This window comes from Xanthomonas sp. BRIP62418, from assembly GCF_003993495.1.
Taxonomy (GTDB): Bacteria; Pseudomonadota; Gammaproteobacteria; order Xanthomonadales; family Xanthomonadaceae; genus Xanthomonas; species Xanthomonas euroxanthea.
This window is the reverse complement of the sequence record NZ_QEZG01000049.1, coordinates 74693-99042: the sequence shown is the minus strand read 5'-3', so window position 1 is coordinate 99042 and position 24350 is coordinate 74693. Positions and strand designations below refer to the sequence as shown.

At 62.6% G+C, this 24350-nt stretch carries 20 protein-coding genes and 1 pseudogene; 15 read left to right on the top strand and 6 right to left on the bottom strand.

The window, feature by feature from the left end; genetic code table 11:
* Positions 1–147: 147 nt before the first annotated feature.
* The 3 genes from EO174_RS18705 to bdcA form a co-directional block, all read right to left on the bottom strand.
* Entirely contained in the window at positions 148–1473 is a 1326-nt protein-coding gene (locus tag EO174_RS18705; RefSeq protein ID WP_164740264.1) for an XVIPCD domain-containing protein, read from the bottom strand.
* Between the two features lie 27 nt (positions 1474–1500).
* Entirely contained in the window at positions 1501–2364 is an 864-nt protein-coding gene (locus tag EO174_RS18700) for a hypothetical protein (protein ID WP_126946662.1), read from the bottom strand.
* Positions 2365–2619: 255 nt separating this feature from the next.
* The gene (gene bdcA, locus EO174_RS18695; RefSeq protein WP_126946660.1) at positions 2620–3333 is read right to left on the bottom strand and encodes an SDR family oxidoreductase; all 714 of its coding nucleotides are present in this window, start codon (positions 3331–3333) and stop codon (positions 2620–2622) included.
* Positions 3334–3404: 71 nt separating this feature from the next.
* Here bdcA and EO174_RS18690 point away from each other — a divergent pair, with 71 nt between their 5' ends.
* The 10 genes and pseudogenes from EO174_RS18690 (at position 3405) to EO174_RS18640 (ending at position 14282) form a co-directional block, all read left to right on the top strand.
* Positions 3405–3995: a TetR/AcrR family transcriptional regulator gene (locus EO174_RS18690; protein WP_126946658.1), complete on the top strand. Its 591-nt coding sequence runs from the start codon at positions 3405–3407 to the stop codon at positions 3993–3995.
* Positions 3996–4254: 259 nt separating this feature from the next.
* Positions 4255–4785: a MarR family transcriptional regulator gene (locus tag EO174_RS18685; protein WP_126946656.1), complete on the top strand. Its 531-nt coding sequence runs from the start codon at positions 4255–4257 to the stop codon at positions 4783–4785.
* A gap of 147 nt (positions 4786–4932) precedes the next feature.
* Positions 4933–5340, top strand: a pseudogene (locus tag EO174_RS18680) (hypothetical protein); the annotation flags it as partial.
* A 215-nt stretch (positions 5341–5555) separates the two neighbouring features.
* Positions 5556–5819: a YlcI/YnfO family protein gene (locus EO174_RS18675; protein WP_126946654.1), complete on the top strand. Its 264-nt coding sequence runs from the start codon at positions 5556–5558 to the stop codon at positions 5817–5819.
* Between the two features lie 6 nt (positions 5820–5825).
* Positions 5826–6134 carry a type II toxin-antitoxin system RelE/ParE family toxin gene (locus tag EO174_RS18670; protein ID WP_126946652.1) on the top strand — a complete coding sequence of 103 codons (309 nt, stop codon included), beginning with the start codon at positions 5826–5828 and terminating at the stop codon, positions 6132–6134.
* A 274-nt stretch (positions 6135–6408) separates the two neighbouring features.
* A complete protein-coding gene (locus tag EO174_RS18665; protein WP_126946650.1) occupies positions 6409–9423 on the top strand; it encodes a type I restriction endonuclease subunit R in 3015 nt (1004 codons plus the stop codon).
* A gap of 22 nt (positions 9424–9445) precedes the next feature.
* On the top strand, positions 9446–10657 hold the full coding sequence (locus EO174_RS18660) for a restriction endonuclease subunit S (RefSeq protein WP_164740263.1): 1212 nt from the start codon (positions 9446–9448) through the stop codon (positions 10655–10657).
* Positions 10654–11772: an AAA family ATPase gene (locus tag EO174_RS18655; RefSeq protein WP_126946646.1), complete on the top strand. Its 1119-nt coding sequence runs from the start codon at positions 10654–10656 to the stop codon at positions 11770–11772. Before EO174_RS18660 ends, EO174_RS18655 begins: the two co-directional genes overlap by 4 nt.
* A 303-nt stretch (positions 11773–12075) precedes the next feature.
* Complete coding sequence (locus EO174_RS18650; RefSeq protein WP_126946644.1) at positions 12076–13683, top strand: type I restriction-modification system subunit M; 1608 nt, start codon at positions 12076–12078, stop codon at positions 13681–13683.
* A gap of 329 nt (positions 13684–14012) precedes the next feature.
* The gene (locus tag EO174_RS18640) at positions 14013–14282 is read left to right on the top strand and encodes a hypothetical protein (RefSeq protein ID WP_126946642.1); all 270 of its coding nucleotides are present in this window, start codon (positions 14013–14015) and stop codon (positions 14280–14282) included.
* Between the two features lie 5 nt (positions 14283–14287).
* Here EO174_RS18640 and EO174_RS18635 read toward each other — a convergent pair whose 3' ends face one another.
* On the bottom strand, positions 14288–14917 hold the full coding sequence (locus EO174_RS18635) for a TetR/AcrR family transcriptional regulator (RefSeq protein ID WP_104582370.1): 630 nt from the start codon (positions 14915–14917) through the stop codon (positions 14288–14290).
* Positions 14918–15090: 173 nt separating this feature from the next.
* Between EO174_RS18635 and EO174_RS18630 the strand changes: the two genes are divergently transcribed.
* The 3 genes from EO174_RS18630 to EO174_RS18620 all read left to right on the top strand — a co-directional run bounded on the left by EO174_RS18630 (position 15091) and on the right by EO174_RS18620 (position 18648).
* Entirely contained in the window at positions 15091–15879 is a 789-nt protein-coding gene (locus tag EO174_RS18630; RefSeq protein ID WP_126946640.1) for a histidine phosphatase family protein, read from the top strand.
* Complete coding sequence (locus EO174_RS18625) at positions 15879–16748, top strand: NAD(P)H-hydrate dehydratase (protein ID WP_126946638.1); 870 nt, start codon at positions 15879–15881, stop codon at positions 16746–16748. The genes EO174_RS18630 and EO174_RS18625 overlap by 1 nt, the downstream gene beginning before the upstream one ends.
* Before the next feature lie 583 nt (positions 16749–17331).
* A complete protein-coding gene (locus EO174_RS18620) occupies positions 17332–18648 on the top strand; it encodes a glycoside hydrolase family 30 protein (RefSeq protein WP_126946636.1) in 1317 nt (438 codons plus the stop codon).
* A 343-nt stretch (positions 18649–18991) separates the two neighbouring features.
* Here EO174_RS18620 and EO174_RS18615 read toward each other — a convergent pair whose 3' ends face one another.
* Positions 18992–19894, bottom strand: coding sequence for an SDR family oxidoreductase (locus EO174_RS18615; protein WP_104582375.1), 903 nt, complete (start codon positions 19892–19894; stop codon positions 18992–18994).
* 183 nt (positions 19895–20077) lie between these two features.
* Between EO174_RS18615 and EO174_RS18610 the strand changes: the two genes are divergently transcribed.
* Positions 20078–20782, top strand: a complete 705-nt coding sequence (locus EO174_RS18610; protein ID WP_126946634.1) for a DUF429 domain-containing protein — start codon at positions 20078–20080, stop codon at positions 20780–20782.
* A 1-nt stretch (position 20783) separates the two neighbouring features.
* On the opposite strand, the gene EO174_RS18605 is transcribed toward EO174_RS18610, so the two are convergent.
* The gene (locus EO174_RS18605) at positions 20784–23138 is read right to left on the bottom strand and encodes a GH92 family glycosyl hydrolase (RefSeq protein ID WP_126946631.1); all 2355 of its coding nucleotides are present in this window, start codon (positions 23136–23138) and stop codon (positions 20784–20786) included.
* Positions 23139–23446: 308 nt separating this feature from the next.
* On the opposite strand from EO174_RS18605, the gene EO174_RS18600 reads away from it, so the two are divergent.
* Positions 23447–24085 carry an alpha-ketoglutarate-dependent dioxygenase AlkB gene (locus EO174_RS18600; RefSeq protein WP_126946628.1) on the top strand — a complete coding sequence of 213 codons (639 nt, stop codon included), beginning with the start codon at positions 23447–23449 and terminating at the stop codon, positions 24083–24085.
* Positions 24086–24350: the final 265 nt, after the last annotated feature.

Genomic DNA, 24350 nt, shown 5'->3' with positions numbered 1-24350 from the left:
CGCCGGTGCATTGTCATCGTGGGGCACGCTGCGTTGTCGCGGATGTGCGCAGACCTACACTGGCTGGCTCCGGTAGGGCCAATGCCGCGCGTCATGCATCGAGATCGGCCGGAAGTAGACAGGGGAGGTACTCTGAGCAGCGCTGCCTTATCCCATGCGCATCGACGCGCTCTCACGCTGCCGGTTGTCCATTTCCTGCTGCTGGCTCTGTGCCAACGCCTGCTGGCGGTCGGTACTGGCCACCTCCAGCTGCTGCAGCGACTGCTCCACCGGCGTCTGCACGGCCACATCGGTCGGCATATGGGCGCGCAGGTGCGCCGGGTTGTTCAACTCGCCCTGCACCACAAACACGTGGCGGCCGGCCGGGCTGTCGGCGGTCTGTTGGCTCAGCACCACATGGTCGGCCCGGTCCAGGTTGTTCTGGCGGGCGAGGGTCATCACGCTGGCGATGAGACGCTCGCTGTTCTCGTCCGGCGTGCGCCCGGCTTGCGCATCGATCGCGCTTACGCCCGCACGTACCTGCTGCAGCAGTGCGTAGTCCCGGTGGTCAGGGCCGATATCGGTCAGTTTGGTGGGCGCCTGCGTCGGATCCGGCAGGCCGTCGGCCGACGCCGTGAACGGGCTGCGGGTGATGGAGCGGTACGGGTCGTCTTCGTGGAACTGCGTGGCTTTCTGCTGCCGCTCCAGGCGCACGGCGCGGGCATCGTCGAGTTCGGCGATACGGCCGGCATTGGTTTCTTCGCGCATGGACAGATGCCCGCCGCCTGCGCTGACGTTCACCCACTTCTGTTCTTTCTCGAAGTACATCGCGTAGAAGCTGTTGCTGCCGATGACGTTAGGGTCGACGGCGGAGCGGCCCTCCAGCATCTGGATCGCCTCGGTGGTGCCCAGCTTGGCCAGGTACTGGCTGCCGGCCGCCAGTCCCATCTGGGCAAAGGTCTCGTAGCCCGTGTTCCCGATACGAGTGGCGCCGGCGGCTTCGTTGTCGAGCATGTTGGTCCAGATCTGTTCCAGCTTCTGGGGGCCGCTTTTTTCCAGGGCGGCTTGCAGGAGCACGCGTGGGGTCCAGCAGTTGGGGTCGAGACGATGCTGCTCAAACGCGCGGTCGTGCGCGAGCATGACGGAGGCGCCTGGTAGGTTAAGTGCCAGATCCGGACGGTCTCGACGGAGCCATGCTTGCCGAAGTTCCAAATCCCTCTCCAGCAACGTCTGTCCGAAGCTCTCCCACTGACGTTCGCTCAGTTGAGCATTAGCAAAGCGCGAGCCGCTGTCGTGCTGCGTGTTCGCGTAATCCTGCGCGTAACTATTCGCAACGCGCCCCGGCAAACTGTCATTACGCACGACACCAAGCGCGAGCGTCCCGTAGCCGTCTGCACCGGGCAGTTGCGAGAGGTAGTTCCAGTACAGCTCACGATTGCCTGCTTTTGCGTAGCTGCGCAGGATCGTCAAGTCCTGCTGAGTTAATCCACCCATGATGTACTCCTTGCAAAAAAGTGTGGATCACCCAACTTTGGTGCGTGCCAAAACGTCCCGAATCGCTTTTTCCATACGTTTCCAGTCCCTTAGAAACGCGCGATGGTAGTTGAGCGTGATGGATAGTTTGTTCTCGACATCCACAAGGTAGTGCGTACATCCGGCGATAACTGGTTCTTCTTCGTCAATGACTTGGTCGCCCTCAAGCCGGATGCCGTCCTTACGAAACTTGGCGCTATCGCACTTGATGAAAGTGGTGAGATTGCCGCCGGAATCGCGCGCGACATACCAATCGTCCTCAAACGCAGGGTTGCGTGTCGGAGGTTTGCTGTAGCGGGCTTCGTACGCTTTAACGTACACCGCCATCTTTTCTTCATCGATGGCATAGGGCGTCAATCCGAGTGTTTCAGGCTGTGCGATACGCAGATCGAGTCTGTCGACGGGATCACCCCGTTCGACCGAATCAGGCTCGGTAATTGCTTCGTTAGATGAGTAGCGTGCCAGCAATGCCTCGATGGGGACGCGGTCGACATAGTCAACCGAGGCATGGATTTCCTTGCGGAAATCATTCGTACGCGGGTTGGCCCGTGCCCCGGGCGGGGTGGGGGTCATGCCTGGCCACTCGATGACAAGCGTGACGCCTTCACCCGGCCATGGCGCGATCTGGCTGTCCAGGTAGTTGGCGGGGATGCGGAAGGTGTTCGGCCCCAGCTTTACGTCAACCGGAGCGTCCGAATAGGTGTGCCCGTTGATGGTGCGGCCTGTGGTGACGTTGTCTGGCATGGGGGAAGTCCTTTTCTGTTCGGGTGATGGCGTCCGTGCACAGGCACTGCCGGTCACAGCAACGGCGAGTGCAAGGGCCAGGCACCGGCCGGATGACATCATGTGCATTGGTCAATCCATTGCAGGGTTCGCCGCAACTATAGGCAACCTGGGATCAGCGCGACAGCAAGGACCAGGCCTGCGATCACCCGTGCCATGCGCCGCATGACATGGGAATGCGATCACGCGCTGCCGGCAGGAGATACAGGCGGACCAGGAGGCTGGCCGTGCAACGGCAGCTCGCCATGTGTGTTGACGAAGGGCGTTTGCCGCCATCGGTCGCACGTGTCTAGCTGCAGTGCCATCAACGCAGACGTCGCCACGTCACGCCCCAAACGCACCATCGATCGTGTGCATCGCCCCGGTGACAAAGCCTGCTTCCGGGCCGGCCAGCCAGGCCACCATGCCGGCCACTTCCTCGGCGCGGCCGTGGCGCTTGATCGCCATGAAGCTGTGCATCAGGTCTTTCATCGGCCCGTTTTCCGGGTTGGCGTCGGTATCGATCGGGCCTGGTTGCACCACGTTGATGGTGATGCCGCGCGGCCCGAAGTCACGGGCCAGCCCGCGCGCCAGCCCTTGCAGGGCGGATTTGCTCAGCGCGTAGGACGCCATGCCGGGCAGCGGCATGCGGTCGCCGTTGACCGAGCCGATCACGATGATCCGCCCGCCGGGCGGCATCTGCCGCGCGGCCTCCACGGCGGCGTGGTAGGGCGCGTGCACGTTGATGCGGAACAGCCGGTCCACCGCGTCCGGATCCTGGTCCAGCGCGTCGCCGAACAAGGCGATGCCGGAGTTGACCACCAGCACATCTAGCGGCCCGCTGCGGCGCACCGTGGCGATCACCGCATCGCGGTCAGCGCTGTCGGCCAGCACCGCGGTGCTGCCGGTGTCGCTGGCCAGGCGCTGCGCCGCCTCGGCGGAGCCGGCATAGGTAAACGTCACCCGCGCGCCCTCGGCCACGAAGCGCCGCACGATGGCGGCCCCAATCCCCCGGCTGCCACCGAGCACCAACACCGACTTGTTTTTGAACGCTGACATGCACTCACCTCGCTATTAATGTAGCGAGTAATACATAATAGATTTCGCCTGCCGTCAAGGATTTTGTAACTATGACTACAGAAACATCCCGGGCCCGCGGCCGGCCGCGGGCGTTCGACCCGGACCAAGCGGTCGCAACTGCACAGCAGCTGTTCCATGCGCGCGGCTACGACGCACTAAGCGTGGCCGACCTCACCCAGGCCCTGGGCATCAACCCGCCCAGTTTCTACGCCGCCTTCGGCAGCAAGGCCGGCCTGTATGCGCGCATCCTCGACCGCTACGCGCAAACCGGTGCCATCCCGCTGCCGCAGATTCTGGACGCCAGCCGCCCGCTGGCCGACGCGCTGGCCGACGTACTGGAGCAGGCCGCCCGCTGCTACGCCGCAGACCCCGCCGCCACCGGCTGCCTGGTGCTGGAAGGCACGCGCAGCAACGACGCGCAGGCGCGCGAGGCCGCCTGCGGGTTTCATGTCGCCGCCCAGGAGCTGATCCGCTCCCACATCGCCAAACACTGCCCGCACGACGCAGACCGGCTGGCGGATTTCGTCAGCACCACCATGGCCGGGCTGTCCGCCAGCGCCCGGCATGGGCAGAGCCTGGAGCGTCTGCTGGCGAGCGCGCGGTTGGCGGGGGAGGCGATTAGGGCGGCGCTGCCAGGCTAGGCAGGTCGCGCGAGGTCGCAGGCGCAGGGGCGTTATCAGGTGGACCTACCTGCGTGCCAGCAGGTCCATCGGCGGATTAGTCAGCGCGCCGGTGGAGCGGTTGCTTCAGGTTGCAAGAGCTCGACGCACACACTGGCACAGACGCAAAGCCAATGAGCGCGGGAGAGATCGTTGTCGCAGATAGCGGAGACCGCTTGCAAAAACAGCTCGCTCGCTGGATATTCCATATTCCGGAATATGGAATAAGGCGGGCTCGGCTGTGGAACTGAAGCCCCAGGATCTGGTGGTGCTGTACAAGCAGGTCGCCCAGGCGGGCCAGGTCTGGACGTATGCATCCCTTGGAGAAGCGCTGGGCATGAGCCCTTCTCAGGTGCATCGCAGCGTCAAGCGCGCGGTGGCCTCCGGCTTGGCGCTGGAAAAAAGCCGCGGCGAGTGGGAGACGGTGCGCACGGCGCTGCACGAGTTTGCGGTCCACGGCGTGCGTTACGCCTTTCCTGCCGTCATCGGGCCGCTAAGGCGTGGCATTCCTACCGCCTTTGGCGTGCCCCCACTGTCCATTGCGATTGCCAGCTCCCCCGGGGATGCACCAGTGTGGCCAAGCGCGCAGGGCACGGCCAAAGGCCCCAGCTTGTCGCCGTTGTCGACCGGTGTGCCCAACGCTGCGCTGGCCGACCCTGCCTTGCACCAACTTCTGGCGCTGCAGGACGCCCTACGCAGCGGGCGTGCCCGCGAGCGCACGCTGGCAGCAAGCTATCTCAAACAATTGCTGAGGCTTGGCGATGCGCTCTGACGATCCTAACTACCGCATCTGCTTGTGATTGCGAATGCATTGGGCGAGCTTTGCGACCACGTAGTCTTCCTTGGCGGCGCAGTCGTTGGCCTGCTGGTATCCGATCCATTGGCTGAAAACGTCCGCGCCACCTATGACGTCAATGCGGTGGTCAATCTTGATTGGTCCCGGTTCCGCGGTATCGAGGCGCGTGTGGAATCGTAGGGCTTCGCGCGCGAGATGCAGAGCGGTGTCGTCTGCCGCTGGCTACACCAAGCGTCGGGCGTCCTCTTCGACCTGATGCCGGTGGATGCCGGCGTGCTTGGCTTCTCCAACCGCTGGTACGCCCATGCTGTAGAGACGGCCCAAGTGGTGGCCTTGAGCGATCGCCTGTCCATCCGTTTGGTGACAGCGACAGCATTCGTGGCGACCAAGCTCGAAGCCTTCGTTACCCGAGGCAACAGCGACTTCCTTTCCAGTCACGACCTGGAGGACGTGCTCAATGTCGTCGATGGCCGGGCCGAGCTGGTGGAAGAGCTTGCCGTGGAGCATGCAGACCTTCGGCAGTGGGTTGCCGACGTGTTTGTGGGGCTAGTGGCTACCCCGGCGTTTGTGAACGCGTTGCCGGGATTGGTCGCCGAACCGGAGCGCGCAAGCGTCGTGCTTCAGCGTCTAGGTACCATTGCATCAGCGTAGCTGCGACATCGTCGGCTTAGGTCTGCAAACAAAACCTTGAAGCACCGCCGCCCGCTTGCGATGATGCATCGCAATTGCAACGCACTGGGCCTGCCATGAAATCCGCATCTCTTCCATCGCTTCGGGTAGACCCGGCGCTGCGCGAAGCGGCTGAAGCCGTGTTGCAGGAGGGTGAGACGCTGTCCAGCTTCGTCGAGTACTCCGTGCGCGCCCAGGTGCAGCAGCGGCAGCAGCAGGAAGCCTTCATCGCACGCGGGCTGGCCTCGCGTGACAGCGCCAAGGCATCCAACCGCTACATCGACGCGAAGGATGTGGTGGCCGGGCTGCAGTCCCAACTGGACAAGGCGCGCAAGGGCTAAGCCAACGTGGGATTTTCCGTCCGCTTCACTCAGCAAGCGCGCGAGGATCTCGCGCGTCTTTACGACTGGCTGCTACAGCGTGCCGAAGGCGACTTCACCGTGGCCGAGCGTGCGCTGCAGGCCATCCGCGATGGCGTCACCGTGCTTGAACTGGCCTCGTTGAGCTGCCGCAAGGCGGGGGTGGCAGACCCGTTCTTGCGGGAGCTGGTGATCGGCTTCGGCGCCAGCGGCTACGTGCTGCTGTTTGAGGTGGAAAGCGACCAGGTCGTCACCGTTTTGGTGGTCAGGCATCAGCGTGAAGACGACTATCATTGAGCACGGCGTTAGCGCAGAAATCGGGAATTAGTGAAGCAGACGCCAACTATGAGCAGATGTCGCGCCGGGGGTGAAGAATGCACTTCTATATTCCGTCAAGAGGTGGCGGCAGAGCAGGCAGGAGCGGGGACAAGCTGTCTCCTAAAATCAGGGGCGGTTCAATAAGCCCTTCTGGAGCACTCTAAGCGGCGAAATATGTGCGCCTTAGACGCTAAAATGACTGTCGCCACACTCTCCGTCACCAGGGAGTCTGGCCACCTGCCACGAGGGTCTCATGTACGTCAAAGAAAGCGATATCGAGCGGGATCTCATCGCCAAGCTCGACGAGCTGAAGTACACGCTGCGCCCGGATTTGCGGGATCGCGCGGCACTTGAGCGCAACTTCCTAAGGAAGTTCGAGACGCTTAACCGCGTCTACCTGACGCAGACCGAATCCCAGCGGCTTCTTGAAGACATCGTGACCAGCGACGTCTACAGCGCGTCGCAACGTTTGCGCGAGACCTCAACATTCATCCGCGACGACGGCACGCCGCTGCATTACACGTTGGTCAACACTCGCGATTGGTGCAAGAACACCTTCGAGGTAGTCAATCAGCTGCGTATCAACAACGACAACAGCCATCATCGCTACGACGTAATCCTGTTGATCAACGGCGTGCCGGTCGTGCAGATCGAGTTGAAGACGTTGGGCATCAATCCACGTCGTGCCATGCAGCAGATCGTTGACTACAAAGCCGACTCGGGCAATGGCTATACCCGCACGCTGCTTTGCTTCATGCAGGTGTTCATTGTCAGTAATCGGACGGAAACGTATTACTTTGCCAACAACAACCCGCGCCACTTCAATTTCAGTGCGCAGGAACAGTTTCTGCCCATCTACCAGTTTGCCAACGAGGCCAACCGCAAGATTGGCCGCCTTGACGCGTTCGCCGATGCCTTCCTGCCCAAATGCACGCTAGGGCAGATGCTCAGCCGCTACATGGTATTGGTGGCGAGCGAACAGAAGCTGATGATGATGCGCCCCTATCAGATCTATGCGGTCAAGGCGATTGTCGACTGCATCGAGAAGAACGGCGGCAACGGCTATGTCTGGCACACCACAGGCAGCGGCAAGACGCTCACCTCATTCAAAGCATCCACCCTGCTCAAGGACAACCCGGACATCGAGAAGTGTCTGTTCGTGGTGGACCGCAAGGATCTCGACCGCCAGACCCGGGAGGAATTCAACCGCTTCCAGGAAGGGTGTGTCGAAGAGAACACCAATACCGAGGCTCTGGTGCGCAGGCTGGTGTCTGACGACAAGGCCGATAAGGTCATCGTTACCACTATCCAGAAGCTGGGCTTGGCGCTGGATGGCAGCAACCGCCGCAACTATGCGCAACGGTTGGAACCACTGCGTGACAAGCGCTTGGTCTTCATCTTCGATGAGTGCCATCGCTCTCAGTTCGGTGACAACCACCAGGCCATCAAGGAGTTTTTCCCGCGTGCGCAGTTGTTTGGTTTCACCGGCACGCCGATCTTCGACAAGAACGCCGCCAGCGTTCAGCGCGACGGCCAGAGCGGCCGCTACCGCACTACTCAAGATCTGTTTCAGCGCGAGTTGCATGCGTACACCATCACCCACGCCATTGATGACCGGAATGTGCTGAAGTTCCATGTGGACCACTTCAAGCCCGAGGGCAAACACCCGCCCAAGCCGGGCGAGGCCATCATCAAGCAAAAAGTAATCGAAACGATCCTGAGTAAACATGACGCGGCGACGTCCCAGCGCCGGTTCAATGCCGTGTTTGCCACCGCATCGATCAACGACGCGATCGAGTACTACGACCAGTTCGGCAAGATGCAAGCCGAACGCCAGGCAAAAGCAGCCGACTATCGTCCGCTGAAAATCGCGTGTGTGTTTTCCCCGCCGGCGCAAGCGGTGGCTGCCGAGGGCGGTGAAGACGCCGGCAAGAACGCCGCCGATGTGCGCCAGTTGCAAGAAGACCTGCCGCAAGAGCAAGCCGACAACCGCGAAGACCCGGAAGGCAAATATGCCGCGCTCAAACAGATCATTGCCGATTACAACGCCCAGTACGGTGGCAACTTCCGTATCGGCGAATTCGACGGGTATTACAAGGACGTGCAACAGCGTATCAAGCTGCAGCAGATCCCCGACACCGATCTGCCTGGCAAGGGTGCTGAGAAAATCGATATCACCATCGTGGTGGATATGCTGCTGACCGGCTTCGACTCCAAATATCTCAATACCTTGTATGTGGATAAGAATCTGAAATATCACGGCCTGATCCAGGCGTTTTCGCGCACCAATCGCGTCCTCAACGATGCCAAGCCTTACGGCAGCATTCTTGATTTCCGTCAACAGCAAGACCCGGTGAACGAGGCTATCAAGCTGTTCTCCGGCGAAGGCAACGAAGCGCCCGCGCGCATCTGGCTGGTGGATCCTGCGCCTGAGGTCATCGATCAGCTTACGGGCGCCATGCAGCGGCTGGAGGAGTTCATGCAGTCGCAGGGCTTGCATAACGCGCCCGATGAAGTGGCTAACCTGCGCGGCGACACCGCGCGCAGCCGCTTCGTGGAGCTTTTCAAAGATGTACAGCGGCTCAAGACCCAGGTGGACCAGTACACCGACATCACGCCTGAGCAACGGGTGCAGGTAGACAAGGTGATCAGCCCGGACGACCTGCGCGCCTGGCGCGGCACCTACTTGGACACCGCGCAGCGGCTCAAGGCTCAGCAGCAGGCCCAAGGCAGCGCCGCGTCGCAGGAGGTGCAGAACCTGGAGTTCGAGTTCGTGCTGTTTGCCTCCAACCTGATCGACTACGACTACATCATGGCGCTGGTGGCACGCGACAGCGCCAAGCCACCGGCCGAGCGCAGCATGACCCGCGAGCAGCTGATTGGCCTGATCCAGGCCGATGCCAAGTTCCTGGATGAGCGCGACCTGATTGCCGACTACCTGCGTAGCCTGCCCATGGATCAGCCGCTGGAGGAAGCCGCTATCCGCAAAGGATACGAGACCTTCAAGGCGCACCGCCGAACCGACGTGCTTAACGCCATCGCGCAGGCGCACGGACTGGAGCTTGATGCGTTCAAGGCCTTCGTAGACGATATCCTGCGCCGCCGCGTGTTCGACGGTGAGGCACTGAGTGCATTGATGGCGCCGCTGGGGTTGGGCTGGAAAGACCGCACGCGCCGCGAGTTGGAATTGATGGAGCAGCTGACGCCAGTGCTGGAACGGTTGGCGCAGGGGCGAGAGATTGCGGGGTTGAGTGCGTATGCGCAGTAGGGGCAAAGGCAATGTGTCAAAAGTGATTAGGACCCTGGAAATAGTCCCAAGGTGGCGCTTTCCAGATTATTTTGATGCTGGTGGCTGGGAATTCGATAAATTAGGAGATCATTTGGAATATCTCCAGCCGACACCGTACTTGGTGCGTTCCACAAAATACGATAATAATTATCCTGTGCCAGTGTTGACGGCTGGAAAGACATTTTTGCTTGGTTATACAGATGAGGTTGATGGAATTTTCGATCAAGATTTGCCCGTTATTATTTTTGATGATTTTACAACTTCATCAAAATTTGTAAATTTTCCATTCAAGGTAAAGTCATCAGCGATGAAGATTTTGCTGCCAAAGAATAATTCCAACATCAGATTCTTCTACGAGCTGTTGCAAGTTATTGACTACGAAGTGGCTGGACACGGACGGCACTGGATTTCATTTTTTGCAAATATGAAAGTGCCAGTCCCCGGTGCTGGCGAACAAAAAAAAGTTGCGGACTGCCTGTCATCCGTTGATGACCGTATTGGTGCAGAAACCCGTAAACTTGACGTCCTCAAGGCCCACAAGCAGAGCCTGATGCAGCAGCTGTTTCCCGCCGAAGGCCAGCGCTTGCCGCGCCTGCGGTTTCCGGCCTTTCGAAGCGATGTAATTTGGGTTTCAAGCAAAGTCGGCGATATTGCGGAAATTCGTTCCGGTGGAACTCCGCGCCGTACAAATTTGGATAATTGGGGCGGGGATATACCGTGGGTCACCACATCTTTGATTGATTCTAATATTATTAGAGATGCAAACGAATGCATCACCCAGATGGGACTAAAGGATTCTGCTGCAAAGGTTTTTCCCAAGGGGACCGTGTTGATGGCTATGTACGGTCAAGGAAAGACTAGAGGAAAGGTTGCTATACTGGGAATTGACGCTGCAACGAATCAGGCGTGCGCTGCCATTTCGGTGGGTGACCGAGTGAATGCCAATTTTCTATTTCATAATCTCGATTATCGCTATGCAGAAATACGAAGTATCAGCAATCCTGGTGGGCAGGAAAACCTAAGCGGAGAGTTGATTAAAAATATCAATTTCACCTATCCCAAAGAACGAGAGGAACAGCAGAAAATCTCTGATTGTCTTTCTTCTTTAGAAAGCCTGATCGCCGCGCAGGTTTGCAAGATCACACTACTCCAACAGCACAAAAGAGGGCTGATGCAGGGCCTGTTCCCAGCTCTAGAGACAACTGTTTCATGAGCCCACCGCCAAAATTTCCCGATATGCCCGCGCTCGCGGCCCACGTCCGCACAGCGCTGGTCGGTCAGGCGGGCGCGCCAGAGAATGCTAAACGCTTCGTACTGCTCTACGGCCATAACGGCGTTGGCAAGACACAGTTGTCAATGGCGTTCAAGAATATCGGCCGGCAAGGAGATGCCCGCGACACGCTGTACTTCAATGCCTATACCGAAGATCTGTTTGGCTGGGACAACGATCTGGCCGGAGACAGCGACCGCAAGCTGGTGCTCAATACCGCTTCCCGCCTCTTTGCGGGCCTCTCAGAGCTGGAGATGGATACCCGTATCCGCCCGCTGCTGCAGCGCTACGCCGATTTCGATTTCCAGATCGATGCCGAGGCCGGACTGGTGCGCTTCTACCCGAAAGGCGATGCGGAGCAGCCGATCAAGATCTCCCGGGGCGAGGAAACCATGTTCATCTGGTGCTTCTTTCTGGCCATAGTGCAATTGGCGATGGACGGGGCGGAGGCATACCAGTGGGTTAAGTACATCGTCATCGACGACCCCATTTCCTCGTTGGACGAACATAATGCCATCGTGGTTGCTAATCATCTAGGGCAATTTCTGGCGCGGAAGGATCACGCCATCAAGACTGTGATCTCGACGCATCACGCCTTGTTCTTTAACGTGCTTTGGAACGAGATCAAGCTGATCGACCGCAGTAAGTTCCAGCCATGGTTGCTGTCGCGATCGCGCGCTACGGGCGAATTCACGCTGACCTACAGCGGCGACACGCCGTTCTTCCATCATCTGGCACTGCTGGAGGACCTCTGTCGTGCCCGTGACTCGGGCCAGATCTATACACACCACTTCAATGCGCTGCGCGGTCTGTTGGAGAAGGCGCAGATCTTCCACGGCCATGACAAGTTCTCGGTCTGCATCCAGCAGGATGCCGATGGCGACCCCGACGCTACCTTGTACGGGCGCGTGGTGAACATCATGAGCCACGGAAATTACTCGTTCTACGACCCGGTGGAAATGTTGCAGGAAAACAAGGAGCATTTCGAAAAAGTGCTCAATGATTTCCTGGCTTTCTATCCGTTCAATAGGGCGCCGCTGCCCGGTACGGATGCCTGACATGCCGATTCTCGACACCACCGAAAGACGGCCGCAGTCAGATGCACCTGCAGGCCCGCCGGTAGACCGTCTGGCTCAGCCCTGCCGGGATTGCCGAGCTATTCGACACCAGCTAGCGGGACATTTTCCTGTACCTGAGACGATTTTGAAGACAACGAGTTAGAGGCGCTGGCAACTGTCAAGAAATTCTTGACAGTTGAAACAGAGGGCGGGAACGAGGCCGACGCCGACGTCCGATCACGCTCCACTCGCTAGAAGCCACACGGCAACAACTCAATCACCGCGAGAAATCCTAAAAACCCAATGACGCACGACGAAAAAAACAAGCTCGGTGATTTGCTATGGTCCATCGCCGACGACCTGCGCGGCAGCATGGACGCGGACGACTTTCGTGACTACATGCTCGCGTTTTTGTTTCTGAAGTATCTGTCAGATAACTATGAGGCCGCTGCACAGCGCGAGCTGGGCGACGAATACCCCGAACTGGAGCCTGACGACCGTTTTGCGCCGCTGTCGTTCTGGTACGCCGACAACGCTGGCGACGTACCGGCCTTCGAGACGCAGATGCGGCGCAAGGTGCATTACGTGATCCTGCCGGAGTACCTATGGACCAACATCGTCAATATGGCGCGCGAGCAGAGCGAGGACCTGTTGACCACGGTGGAGGAGGCGTTCAAGCATATTGAAGAAGACTCGTTCGAGAGCACGTTCGTTGGCCTGTTCTCCGAGATCAATCTCAATTCGGACAAACTGGGCAAAACGCGCAAGGCGCGCAACGACCAGTTGGTCAAAATCCTCGGCAAGATCGCCAAGGGCCTGGCCCAGTTCTCCACCGACAGCGACACCTTGGGCGATGCCTACGAGTATCTGATCGGCAAGTTCGCGGCCGGGTCCGGCAAGAAAGCAGGCGAGTTCTACACTCCACAATTCATCTCGGACATTCTGTCGGCCATCGTCACGCTGGACAGCCAGAACCCGGCTGCCGGTCCTCGCACGCATCTGGACCAGGTGCTGGATTTCGCCTGCGGGTCAGGGTCGCTGTTGCTCAATGTGCGCAGGCGCCTCGGTCCGCACGCCATCGGCAAGCTCGTAGGGCAAGAGAAGAACGTCACCACCTTCAACCTGGCGCGCATGAATATGCTGCTGCACGGGATGAAGGACACGGAATTCGACATCCACCATGGCGACACGCTGAAGAACGAGTGGGACTGGCTGCGCGAATCCAACCCCGCACGCATGCCGCGCTTCGATGCGGTGGTGGCCAACCCGCCCTTCAGCTACCGCTGGGAGCCGAACGAGGCGCTGAGCGAAGACATGCGCTTCCGCAGCCATGGTCTGGCGCCCAAATCGGCGGCGGATTTCGCTTTTTTGCTGCACGGGTTTCATTACCTCAAGGACGATGGCGTGATGGCCATCATCTTGCCGCACGGTGTGTTGTTTCGAGGCGGCGCAGAAGCGCGCATCCGCACCAAACTGCTCAAGGACGGGCATATCGATACGGTGATCGGGCTGCCGCCGAACCTGTTCTATTCCACCGGCATCCCCGTGTGCATCTTGGTGCTGAAGAAGTGCAAACAGCCCGACGACGTGCTCTTCATCAATGCGGCAGAGCATTTCGAGAAGGGCAAGCGCCAGAACCGACTGTTGCCTGAGCATATCGACAACATTGTCGAGACCTACCGCGACCGCAAGGAGGCACTACGCTACGCACGTCGCGTGGAGATGGCGGAGATCGAGAAGAATGACTTCAACCTCAATATCTCGCGCTATGTCAGCACCGCACAAGCCGCAGAGGAGGTCGATCTGCATGCCGTGCATGCGCAGCTCAAGCAGATCGAAGAGGAGATTGGCGAGAGCAAGGCGCGACACAACGCGTTCCTGTTGGAGCTGGGGCTTCCGCCGTTGCCTTGATGCTGATGTTCGCCATGGTTGTAATCAGGAGAGCAAGTGCGCAGACGCACGTGGGACGCCCTCTTGACGGGCCGCGTCTGCGGTAGCACGCTTACGGTACGGAGCCTCGAAACTCCGCTAACAGCGGTACCCACCTCCGACAAACCGGTGGGTTTTTTGTGCCTGCAACTTTGTAGGTGCAACCGACGTGATGCCTGCGTCGGGAGGGCGGCTAATACAACACCCGCAAGGGGAATACGCCCGCCGGCTGTTAGCGGTTTCGAGCCTCCCGACTTCCCGTCCGTCGCCTAGCGGCGGGCGGGCTGATTCCATGGAATGAGGAGCAGGCCATGTCGGACGTTGTACGTGATGCGCAGTCACACCCGGGCTACTACCTGCCAGAAGGCGCGCAGTACCGCTTGCAGCAGCTGCGCGACCATATGCGCTTTCTGGCGCGTTTGGCGCAGCCACGCACGCAGGCCGAAGAGCAGGCGCGGCAGCCGGCCATTTGCATGGACGAGCTGGCATTTTGTCTGGAGCTGCTTGCCGATCAGATGACCCATGCGCTGAAGCAGATGCAGTGGCCGGCGAGCCTGGAAGAATCAGGCGGAAAGAAGTAGCGCTCCTACACCGGCGCAGACTTCAAAATCCCCGACAGACTCTCGCGCAGAATCAGCTGCAGGTGCATGCGGTTGAGTTCCATGCCGCTGGTCATCACGCTGTGCAGGCCGCCGCACATGGCGGCAACGGCGAAGACGCGGGCCTGGAATTCCTGCTCGCTGCTGGCCGGGTCGGCGTGGCCGCGGAGCAGGCGTTTGAGCAGTGCGCTGAGGTGTTCGATCAGCGATGCGCTCTGCCGGCGCATGAAGGCGGCCAGCACCGGGTCGCGCAGGGTGGCCAGGTGCAGTTCCAGGTCGATGCGGGTGCGCTTGATGTTGATTTCCTGCAGCAGCCATTCTTCGAGCAGGCCGGCGATGAAATCCACCACGTGCACGTTGGCCGGGCGTTCCACCAACCACATCTGGCGGATGGCGCGCATGTAGTTGCGCTCCAGCAGTGCGCGCACCAGCGCGTCCTTGTCTTCGAAGCGTTGCAGCAGGCTGCCGCAGCTGACCCTGGCGCGCTCGGCGATCAATTCGAAACTGGTGGCGCCCAGGCCGATGGCGTCGATGCATTGCTCGGTGGCGTCCAGCACCTCTTCCAGCAGCAGTTCTTCGCGCTCTTTTGCCGTGCGCAGCAACAGGACGTTGGACATGGGCGGCGGGCTTGTGGGGGGCTGCAGTATAGCGGCGCGGCGTTCGTCGTCCGTTGCGTTCGCTTGTTGCTGTGCCATCAGTCATGGATGCGCGTGCGTATTGAAACGCCGGTCACGGATGCGCTGGTCGACCATGTTTTCACGGCGGCTGTGCGACACCTGAGGCCGACGTTGTGCAGGAGAAGCATGTGAGTGAGAACAGTGCGGTAGCCGGTGTCTCGGCGCAGTGGCCGGCGCGGTTGTGGGTGGTGCGGCATGGGCAGAGCGCGGGCAATGTGGCGCGTGATCTGGCCGAGTCCAACGGGGCGGCCTTGATCGACCTGGAGCACCGCGATGCGGATGTGCCGTTGTCGGACCTTGGCGAGCGCCAGGCCGAGGCGCTGGGGGCGTGGATGGCCGGCTTGCCCGAGCAGGAGCGCCCGACGCTGATCCTGAGTTCCACCTACATACGTGCGCGCCAGACTGCCGCCGCGGTGGCGCGTGCGCTGGGGCAGCCGGCCGATTCGGTCAGCGTGGACGAGCGTTTGCGCGAGAAGGAATTTGGCGTGCTCGACCGCTATACCACGGCCGGCATTCTTGCGACCTTTCCGGAGCTGGCCGAGCAGCGCAAGCTGGTGGGCAAGTTCTACTTCCGCCCGCCCGGTGGCGAGAGCTGGTGCGATGTGATCTTCCGCCTGCGTGGGGTGGTGGGCGATCTGCAGCGCAACCATGTGGGCGCGCGGGTGCTGATCGTGGGGCACCAGGTGATCGTCAATTGCTTCCGCTATCTGATCGAGCGGATGGACGAGGCCACCATCCTGGGAATCGACCGCGAGGGCGATGTGCCCAATTGCGGCGTCACCGAATATGCGGCTGCGGCCGATGGGCAATCGCTGGAGTTGCTGCGTACCAAGTTCGTGCCGCCGGAGCTGGCCGACGAGCCGGTGACCACCGAGTCCGACCGCCCGGCCGGGGCACGCTGATGGCCGCCCCGCGCATGCGCATGCTCACCGCTGCGGCCTTGCGGTCGATGCCGTTGCCGGCCCCGGGGGGCGACAAGGAGCAGCGCGGGCGCGTGTTGATCGTGGGTGGCTCGATGCGCGTGCCGGGCGCAGTGCTGCTGGCCGGCGAGGCGGCGCTGCGCACCGGTGCCGGCAAGCTGCAGATTGCCACCGCCGCCAGTGTGGCGCCGGGCATGGCCTTGGCGGTGCCGGAGGCGCTGGTACTGGGGCTGGCGCAGAACGGGCAGGGCGAGATCGTGCGCGGGCACCGCGCACTGGACGGGGCGATGGCGGCCTGCGATGCGGCAGTGATCGGGCCGGGCATGGCGTCGTCGGCCACCACCACGGCGATGGTCAGGCGCGCTGCCGAACAGGCGGTTTGCACCTTGGTGCTGGATGCCGGCGCGTTGTCGCGTGGCCTGCGGGCGCCGATCGGGCGGCCGTTCGTGCTGACGCCGCACGCGGGCGAGATGGCGACCCTGGCCGGCGACGACAAGGCAGCGGTGGAAGCGGCGCCGGGGGAGTACGCGCTGAAGTTTGCGCAGAAGCTGCGTAGCGTGGTGATCGTCAAGGGTGCGGATAGTTTTATTGCCGGGCCGGATGGTGCGCTGTGGATGCATCGTGGGGGCGCATCCGGGTTGGGCACCTCCGGGTCTGGCGATGTCCTGGCGGGATTGATTGCGGGTTTTGCCGCGCGCGGCTGCGATGCGTTGGGCGCTGCGTTATGGGGCGTGTTTGTGCATGCGGCGGCGGGCAGGCAGTTGGCCAGGCGGATCGGGCCGGTGGGGTTTCTGGCGCGCGAGCTGGGGTTGGAAGTGCCTGGGATTCTGGATCGGTTGGCGCGCCGCTGATCGCCGCGCGTCGCGGTGATGCCGCACGCTGACCAAAGTCCCTCTCCAGCGGGAGAGGGGTTGGAGTGAGGGTACGTTTGCTGAAAGCGTGGGGCTGTCTTTCCAGTTGGGGTTTAGGTTGTTGCCTTGATTGCAGGGGGCGGGTTGCACTCTTGGCAGACGTACCCTCATCCGGCACTTCGGGCCACCTTCTCCCGAGGGGAGAAGGGAAAGTCCGGCGATGGAAGGATGCATGGTTGCGCTCGTTTGTTGCGCGATGTTGCGCCGCGTTGGTCGGTTAGGCTTGGTCACCAACCTGGGAGGGTGCACGGTGAAGCGAGCGATTGCGTGGTCGATGGTGGGGGTTCTGGGAGTTTGGGGTGCTGCGACTGAAACGGTGTTGGCATCTGCATCTGCAACAGCAGCAACAGCAGCATCTGCAACAGCAGCAACGCCGATTCCGATGCCGGCATCGACGGCACCGTCTGCGTCCACGCCCGCATCGACGGCGGTAGAGGCTGCGGTTGCGGATGCTGCTACTCCGCCAGCCGCCGCCGGCGGCGCACTACGCGTCTACACCACCGCCCAAGGCGCAACGCAGCAGATGCGTGTCAGCACTGTCGATACGCCCAGGGCAGGGCATGCGCTGACCGAGAAGGAGAACTCCATCTTCGTCAATCCGCAGCGGCGCTTCCAGGAAGTGCTGGGCATTGGCGGGGCGATCACCGATGCCAGTGCCGAGACCTTTGCCAGGCTGCCCAAGCCTGCGCAGCGCGCCTTGCTCACTGCCTACTACGACCCGCAAGAGGGCATCGGCTATACGCTGGCGCGCACCACCATCCACAGCTCGGACTTCAGCAGCGGTAGCTACACCTACATCAAGGACGGCGATGCGGCGCTGAACAGCTTTTCGGTCAGGCACGATGAGCGTTATCGCATTCCGATGCTGCGCCAGGCCATCGCGGCGGCCGGCGGCACATTGACGACATTTGCCAGCCCGTGGAGCGCGCCGGCCTTCATGAAAGACAGCAACAACATGCTCAAGGGCGGCAAGTTGCTGCCCGCGTATGCGCAGGCCTGGGCAACCTATTACACGCGCTTCATTGCGGCCTACGAAAAGGCCGGCATCCCGATCTGGGGCATCAGCCTGCAGAACGAGCCGATGGCGGTACAGACCTGGGAGTCGATGGTGTTTTCCGCCGAGGAAGAGCGCGACTTTCTGAAAAATCATCTTGGTCCGACGATGGAGCAGGCGGGCTATGGCGACCGCAAGATCATCGTGTGGGACCACAACCGCGACATGATGCTGCACCGCGCGCACGTGATCTTCGACGATCCGGACGCGGCGAAATACGCGTGGGGCATGGGCTTCCACTGGTACGAGACCTGGGCCGGGTTCGCGCCGATGGTGGAGAACGTGGCGGCGGTGGCGCAGGCGTACCCGGACAAGCCGCTGTTGCTGACCGAAGCGGCGGTGGAGAAGTTCGACCCGGCAAAGCTGCAGCACTGGCCCAACGGCGAGCGCTATGGCACTGCCATCATCAATGATCTCAATCATGGGGCGGTGGGCTGGACGGACTGGAACATCCTGCTCGACGAACATGGCGGGCCGAACCATGTGGGCAACTACTGCTTTGCGCCGGTGCATGCCGATACACGCACCGGCGAGGTGATCTACACGCCGAGCTATTGGTATATCGGCCACTTTTCCAAGTTCATCCGCCCCGGTGCGCGGCGGGTGAGTGCGGCCAGCAGCCGCAGCAATCTCGCAACGACGTCCTTTCTCAATACCGATGGCAGCCTGGCGACGGTGGTGATGAATGCCAGCGACGTGGCGATCCGCTACAACCTGTATGTGGGCGCCGCGTCCAGTGAGTTGGAGATCCCGGCGCATGCGATCCAGACGGTGGTGATGCGGTAAGCGCGGACTGTGGGCGGAGTTTTAGTAGAAATTGCGTACCCTCATCCGCCCTTCGGACACCTTCTCCCGGGGGAGAAGGGGGAGCTTACGGGGTGCTCGTAGCCAGCGTTGCGTCGCCGGTTTAACCATCGTGCGTGTACGTCCCGCCGATGCGTCACCCGTCGATACCGTCGCCGGTACCAAGAACGCCACCGAAGAAACGCCGTCAAAGAAACCCGCCAAAGAAATGCCCTCCGAAGAAACGCCACCAAGGAAATGCCACCGAGGAAATGCCGATCGCTGCGCACGCAGCAATCGGCGGGGCCCTGGTGGCGCTAGGCTGGAAACGCGTTCGCTAGGCTGCTCAGGACAGCAACAAGCCGCCGGTGGCGCCGAACACTTCGCCGGTGACGTAGCTGGATTCCTGCGAGGCCAGGATCACGTACAGCGGCGCCATTTCCACCGGCTGGCCGGCACGCTTGAGCGGGGTTTCCGAGCCGAACTCGGGAATCTTTTCCGGCGGCTGGCCGCCGCTGGGCTGCAGCGGGGTCCACACCGGGCCGGGTGCGACCGCGTTGACGCGGATGCCCTTGTCGGCGACCTGCTGGGCCAGGCCCTTGGTGAAGTTGACGATGGCGGCCTTGGTGGAGGCATAGTCCAGCAGCGTCGGTGAGGGCTGGTAGGACTGGATCGAGCCGGTGTTGATGATGGATGCGCCCGGCGGCAGGTGCGGGATGGCCGCCTTGCACAGCCAGAACATCGCGTACACGTTGGTCTTGTAGGTGGCGTCGAACTGCTCGGTGGTGATGTCGGCGATGTCTTTCATCGCAGTCTGCTTGCCGGCGATATTGACCAGCAGGTCCAGCCCGCCAAGCTCCTTGACCGCGCGTGCCACCAGTTCGTTGCAGAACGCTTCGTCCTTCAGGTCGCCCGGGATGCTGATGGCTTTGCGGCCTTCGGCCTGGATCAACTTCACCACTTCCGCGGCGTCCTGCTCTTCTTCCGGCAGGTAGTTCAGCACGATGTCGGCGCCTTCGCGTGCGTAGGCAATCGCGGTGGCGCGGCCGATGCCGGAGTCGGCGCCGGTGATCAGCGCCTTGCGGCCCTTCAGGCGGCCGAAGCCCTGGTAGCTCTGCTCGCCGTGGTCGGCCTTGGGCTGCAATGCGTGGATGGTGCCTGGCGCTTCCTGGGTCTGCTCGGGGAACTTGGGCTGCGGAAACTGGGTAAGCGGGTTCTGCATTTCGTACTGGTTCTTGGTGCTGGACATGCACTGGCTCCTGCATTGGGGGACGACAAGGCCGCAGCGTGCTGCGGCCGATGCGGAGCAGTCTGGAAACCACCGCGATGCGTGCGGGTGAACGAATGTTGTGCATGATGTGAACGCGTCACGCAGCTAGCGTGCGGGCGATGCCGTAGCGCCGTGCACGCACGGCAGACCGGGAGGACAGCAATGCAGTGTGTAGGGATCGATGGCGCCGGCAGCGGCTGGCTGGCGGTGTGGGAGGCCGGCGATGGCTTGCAGTTCGCCGGCTACCCCAGTGTTGCCGCGCTGGCGAGCGCATTGGGCGGCGTCGCTGTGCTGGGCGTGGACATTCCGATCGGCTTGAGCGAGCACGCGCCCCGCGTTGCGGATGCGCAGGCGCGGCGCTTTGTCGGTGGGCGCCGCGCATGCAGCATCTTTTCCGCGCCGCTGCGGGGCATGTTGCATGCGCGTACGCAGGCGGAAGCCTCTGCGCTGCATCGGGTACTGGACCACGACGGCCAGCGTGGCTTTGGCGTGCAGTCGTTTGCGCTGTCGAAGATTCGCGACTGGGACGATGCCTTGCGCGCCGATCCGGCTTGGGCGCAGCGCGTGTTCGAGGTGCACCCGGAAGTTTCCTTCGCCGTGCTCGCTGGCGGGCAGGGCCTGGCGGCGGGCAAGAAGAGCCGTGCGGGCCATCAGCAGCGCGCCGCCCTGCTGGGCCAGTGCTACGGCGCCCGGCAGGTGGCTGCGTTACTGGAGTGTGTGCCGCGTGCGCTGGCCAAGCCGGACGATGTGCTGGATGCCTTGGTGGCCTGCTGGAGTGCGCAGCGCATTGCCGCGGGCACCGCCGGCAGCCTGCCGGCGGTGGTGGAGCGCGATGCCTGCGGGCTGCGCATGGGCATCCACTACTGACTCAGCGCGTCTGCGTCGACATCGAATACGGCCGCTGCGCCGGATCGGTGGCCCATTGCGTATTCGGCGTGGCCTGCATGCGGAAGCGCAACTCGCCACCGGCCTGGATTTCCTCGTGGGTGAGGTAGGCGCGATTCAATGCCTGGCCGTTGAGGGTGGCGCTGCCGATGTAGCTGCGCGCCTTGCTCAGGCCATCGGCGATCACGCTGAAGCGCTTGCCGTTGGGCAGGTGGAGCGTGGCGCGCGGCAGGAACGGTCGGCCGATGATGTACTGGTTGCTGCCCGGCGCCACCGGGTAGAAGCCCAGCGTGGTGAACACGTACCAGGCCGACATCTGGCCGAGGTCGTCGTTGCCGGCCAGGCCTTCGGGGCCGGCGTGGTACTGGGTGTCCATGATCTGGCTCAGCCGCGCCTGGCTGCGCCAGGGCTGGCCGGCGTAGGCGTACAGGTAGGCGACATGGTGGCTGGGTTCGTTGCCGTGCGCGTACCAGCCGATCAGGCCGGTGATGTCTTCCATGTGTGCGAACACCTTGGGGTCGACCTTGGCATCGAACACCGCATCCAGGCGCGCGAGCAGTTGGTCGTCGCCGCCATGCGCGGCTGCAAGCCCCGCGACGTCCTGCGGCACATACCAGGAGTACTGCCAGGCATTGCCTTCGGTGTAGTCGCTGCCGTAGCCGCTGGCCGAGGGGTCGAACGGCGCGCGGAAGTCGCCGGCACGGGTGCGCGCGCGCATGTAGCCGGTGGCCGGGTCGAAGGCGTGCTTCCAGTTGCCGGCGCGCTTGCTGAATTCCGCAGCGATGGCGGGCTTGCCGAGCTTGTCGGCCATGCGCGCGATGGTCCAGTCGTCGAAGGCGTATTCCAGTGTCTTGGAGGCGGCTTCGCCTTCTTCGTCGATGGGCACGTAGCCCAGTTCGCGGTACTGCGCGATGCCGTCGTAAGGGCCGTAGTTGGCGCTGGCGACCATGGCGTCCAATGCTTCGTTGGCATCGAAGCCGCCGATGCCCTTCATGTAGGCGTCGGCGATCACCGGCACGGCGTGGTAGCCGATCATGCACCAGGTTTCCAGGCCGTGGAACGCCCAGACCGGCAGGATGCCGTAGGCGCTCTCACGGCGCGAGGCGAGCAGGGAATTGACCATGTCGCTGCTGCGTTGCGGCGGCTGCACCAGGGTGAGCAGCGGATGCAGCGCGCGGTAGGTGTCCCACAGCGAGAAGGTGGAGTAGTTGGTCCAGCCACGCGCCTGATGCACGGCATTGTCCGGCCCGCGGTACTGGCCGTCGCTGTCCATGAACAGCGTGGGGCCGAGCAGGGTGTGATACAGCGCGGTGTAGAGCTGGGTGCGTTGTTGCGGCGTGCCTTGCGCGTCGATCGCCGACAGTGCCTGCGTCCATTGCGCGCGTGCCTCGGCGCGCACGCGGTCGAAATCGAAGCCGGGCACCTCCGCATCGAGATTGGCAATGGCACCGGCTTCGCTGACCGGCGACAGCGCAACCTTGACCACCAGCGGCGTGCCATCGTTGGCGACATCGAACACGCCGACCAGTTGCCGGCCTTCGATCTGTGCGCGCTGCGCGGGGTTCTTCTCGCCTGGCGGCGGAAAGCCCTTGTACGGGATGTCCTGCTCGGTGTCGTGCAACTGCGTGGCGGTGAGCGGGCGCGAAAAGCGCATGGCGAAGTACAGCTGGCGGCCGGGTGCCCAGCCGCGGGTTTCACGAAAGCCGGTGACGGTGCCGTCGCTGCGCACGCGCAGCCGCGACCACTGCACCTTGCCGGGGTAGTCGTACAGGCTGGTGCGCAGGTCCACCAGCACATGCGCCGGTACGCCCTTGGGGAACTGATAGCGATGCACACCCACGCGCGCACTGGCGGTGAGTTCGGCGCGGATGTTGCGGTCTTTCAAGGTCACCGCGTAGTAGCCGGGCTGCGCCTGCTCGCTGGCGTGGTCGAACTGCGCGGTATAGCCGCTGCCCGGTGTGGCGGCATCGCCGCGTTCGAGCTTGACCTGGCCGGTTTGCGGCATCAGCAGGATATCGCCCAGGTCCGAATGCCCGGAGCCGGAAAAGTGCGTGTGCGAGAAGCCGACAATCGTGCTGTCGCCATGCCGGTAACCGGCGGCCCAGCCATAGGCCTCCTTGCGCGGCTTGATCTGCGTGTCCGGGCTCAGCTGCACCATGCCGAACGGCAGCGTGGCGCCGGGATAGGTGTGGCCTTCGCCACCGGTGCCGATGAACGGATCCACCGCGCTGAAACCCGCGTCGTCCGCGCGTGGCGCCGCGTTGCCGGCGAAGCTGACGCAGGCGGCAAGCAACGCCAGCCAACGCAGGGGAGAGAAGGCGATTGAGCGATGCTGCATGCGAACGGTTCCAGGCGGATGCAGCGCCGGACCGTAGCACAGCTGTCGGGCCTGATCGCATGGCATCCATGGCTGCATCGTTGAGCTCGCTAACCCGTGCGCGGGCCGCGGTGGGCGCTGGACGCGCGGGCCGCCACGGGCTGCCAGCCTTGCGCGCCGGAGGCTGCGGGTGCGCAGGTCGGTTGCCCCGATACACGCAGCAAGGCCTCGCAGCAGATGCGAGACAGCGTGCACCTGCACTGCTCCGGTCGCAGGCAAGCGCAACGCCCGGCCGCTGAAATCGCGCAAACCGCCCGCATATCACTGCGATGGATCTGTTCGATGCTCCCACCGCGCCGGTGCAGCTGCTGCACGATGCGCAAGGCGGCGTGCGCTATTGGCCGCAGCTGCTGGCACCTGCCATGGCGCAGCAGTACTTTGCCGCGCTGCGCCAGGCGACCGACTGGCGCAGCCAGCGCCGCGAGATGTATGACCGTGTGGTGGAGGTGCCGCGCCTGCTGGCCTCGTATCGGCTGGATGCACCGCTGCCGCCCGGGCTGCCGCTGCAGGCGCTGCTCGCTGCGGTGCAGGCCGTGTTGCCTGCGCCGTACAACGCGGCGGGCCTGAATCTGTATCGCGACGGCCGCGACAGCGTGGCGATGCATCACGACAAGCTGCAGACGTTGCTGGCGCCGTATCCGATTGCATTGGTGTCGCTGGGCGCCACGCGGCGGATGCAGCTGCGCGCAAAGGACGGCAACACGCGTGCGATCGCTGTGGAGCTGGCGCCCGGAAGCCTGCTGGCGATGAGTCATGCCTCGCAACTGAGCCACGAGCACGGCATTGCCAAGACCGCACGTGCGGTGGGTGAGCGCATCAGCGTGGTGTTTCGCGTGCGCCCGGCCGAGCGCATGGCCGCCGGCCAGCACGGGCCGCACTGGGAGCAGGTGCAACCGGAGCGGGGCTGAGAAGGCGTGGTGCACGTTTGTCGGCATGCTGCGGAGCAACCGGAGTAACCAGAGCAACCCGAGCAACAGCAGCAACAGGAGTAACCGGAGCAACCGGAGCAACCGGAGCAATCGGAGCGTTCGAGCGCTGCGTACGGGCAGCGGCTCCAGGGCCGTGTTCGCTCGGCGGCCAGCGCAGCGGCTGCGTCAGTTACGTTCTGCGCGCACGGTTGCGGCTGGTCGTGCCGATCGCCGCTGGTGAGCGTGAGATGCGCTGACACCTGCG

Coding starts and splice junctions, on each gene's coding strand:
- EO174_RS18705 (WP_164740264.1), bottom strand. CDS start 1,473: ATGGGTGGATTAACTCAGCAGGACTTGACGATCCTGCGCAGCTACGCA.
- EO174_RS18700 (WP_126946662.1), bottom strand. CDS start 2,364: ATGCACATGATGTCATCCGGCCGGTGCCTGGCCCTTGCACTCGCCGTT.
- bdcA (WP_126946660.1), bottom strand. CDS start 3,333: ATGTCAGCGTTCAAAAACAAGTCGGTGTTGGTGCTCGGTGGCAGCCGG.
- EO174_RS18690 (WP_126946658.1), top strand. CDS start 3,405: ATGACTACAGAAACATCCCGGGCCCGCGGCCGGCCGCGGGCGTTCGAC.
- EO174_RS18675 (WP_126946654.1), top strand. CDS start 5,556: ATGAAATCCGCATCTCTTCCATCGCTTCGGGTAGACCCGGCGCTGCGC.
- EO174_RS18665 (WP_126946650.1), top strand. CDS start 6,409: ATGTACGTCAAAGAAAGCGATATCGAGCGGGATCTCATCGCCAAGCTC.
- EO174_RS18655 (WP_126946646.1), top strand. CDS start 10,654: ATGAGCCCACCGCCAAAATTTCCCGATATGCCCGCGCTCGCGGCCCAC.
- EO174_RS18650 (WP_126946644.1), top strand. CDS start 12,076: ATGACGCACGACGAAAAAAACAAGCTCGGTGATTTGCTATGGTCCATC.
- EO174_RS18640 (WP_126946642.1), top strand. CDS start 14,013: ATGTCGGACGTTGTACGTGATGCGCAGTCACACCCGGGCTACTACCTG.
- EO174_RS18635 (WP_104582370.1), bottom strand. CDS start 14,917: ATGTCCAACGTCCTGTTGCTGCGCACGGCAAAAGAGCGCGAAGAACTG.
- EO174_RS18625 (WP_126946638.1), top strand. CDS start 15,879: ATGGCCGCCCCGCGCATGCGCATGCTCACCGCTGCGGCCTTGCGGTCG.
- EO174_RS18620 (WP_126946636.1), top strand. CDS start 17,332: ATGCGTGTCAGCACTGTCGATACGCCCAGGGCAGGGCATGCGCTGACC.
- EO174_RS18615 (WP_104582375.1), bottom strand. CDS start 19,894: ATGTCCAGCACCAAGAACCAGTACGAAATGCAGAACCCGCTTACCCAG.
- EO174_RS18610 (WP_126946634.1), top strand. CDS start 20,078: ATGCAGTGTGTAGGGATCGATGGCGCCGGCAGCGGCTGGCTGGCGGTG.
- EO174_RS18605 (WP_126946631.1), bottom strand. CDS start 23,138: ATGCAGCATCGCTCAATCGCCTTCTCTCCCCTGCGTTGGCTGGCGTTG.
- EO174_RS18600 (WP_126946628.1), top strand. CDS start 23,447: ATGGATCTGTTCGATGCTCCCACCGCGCCGGTGCAGCTGCTGCACGAT.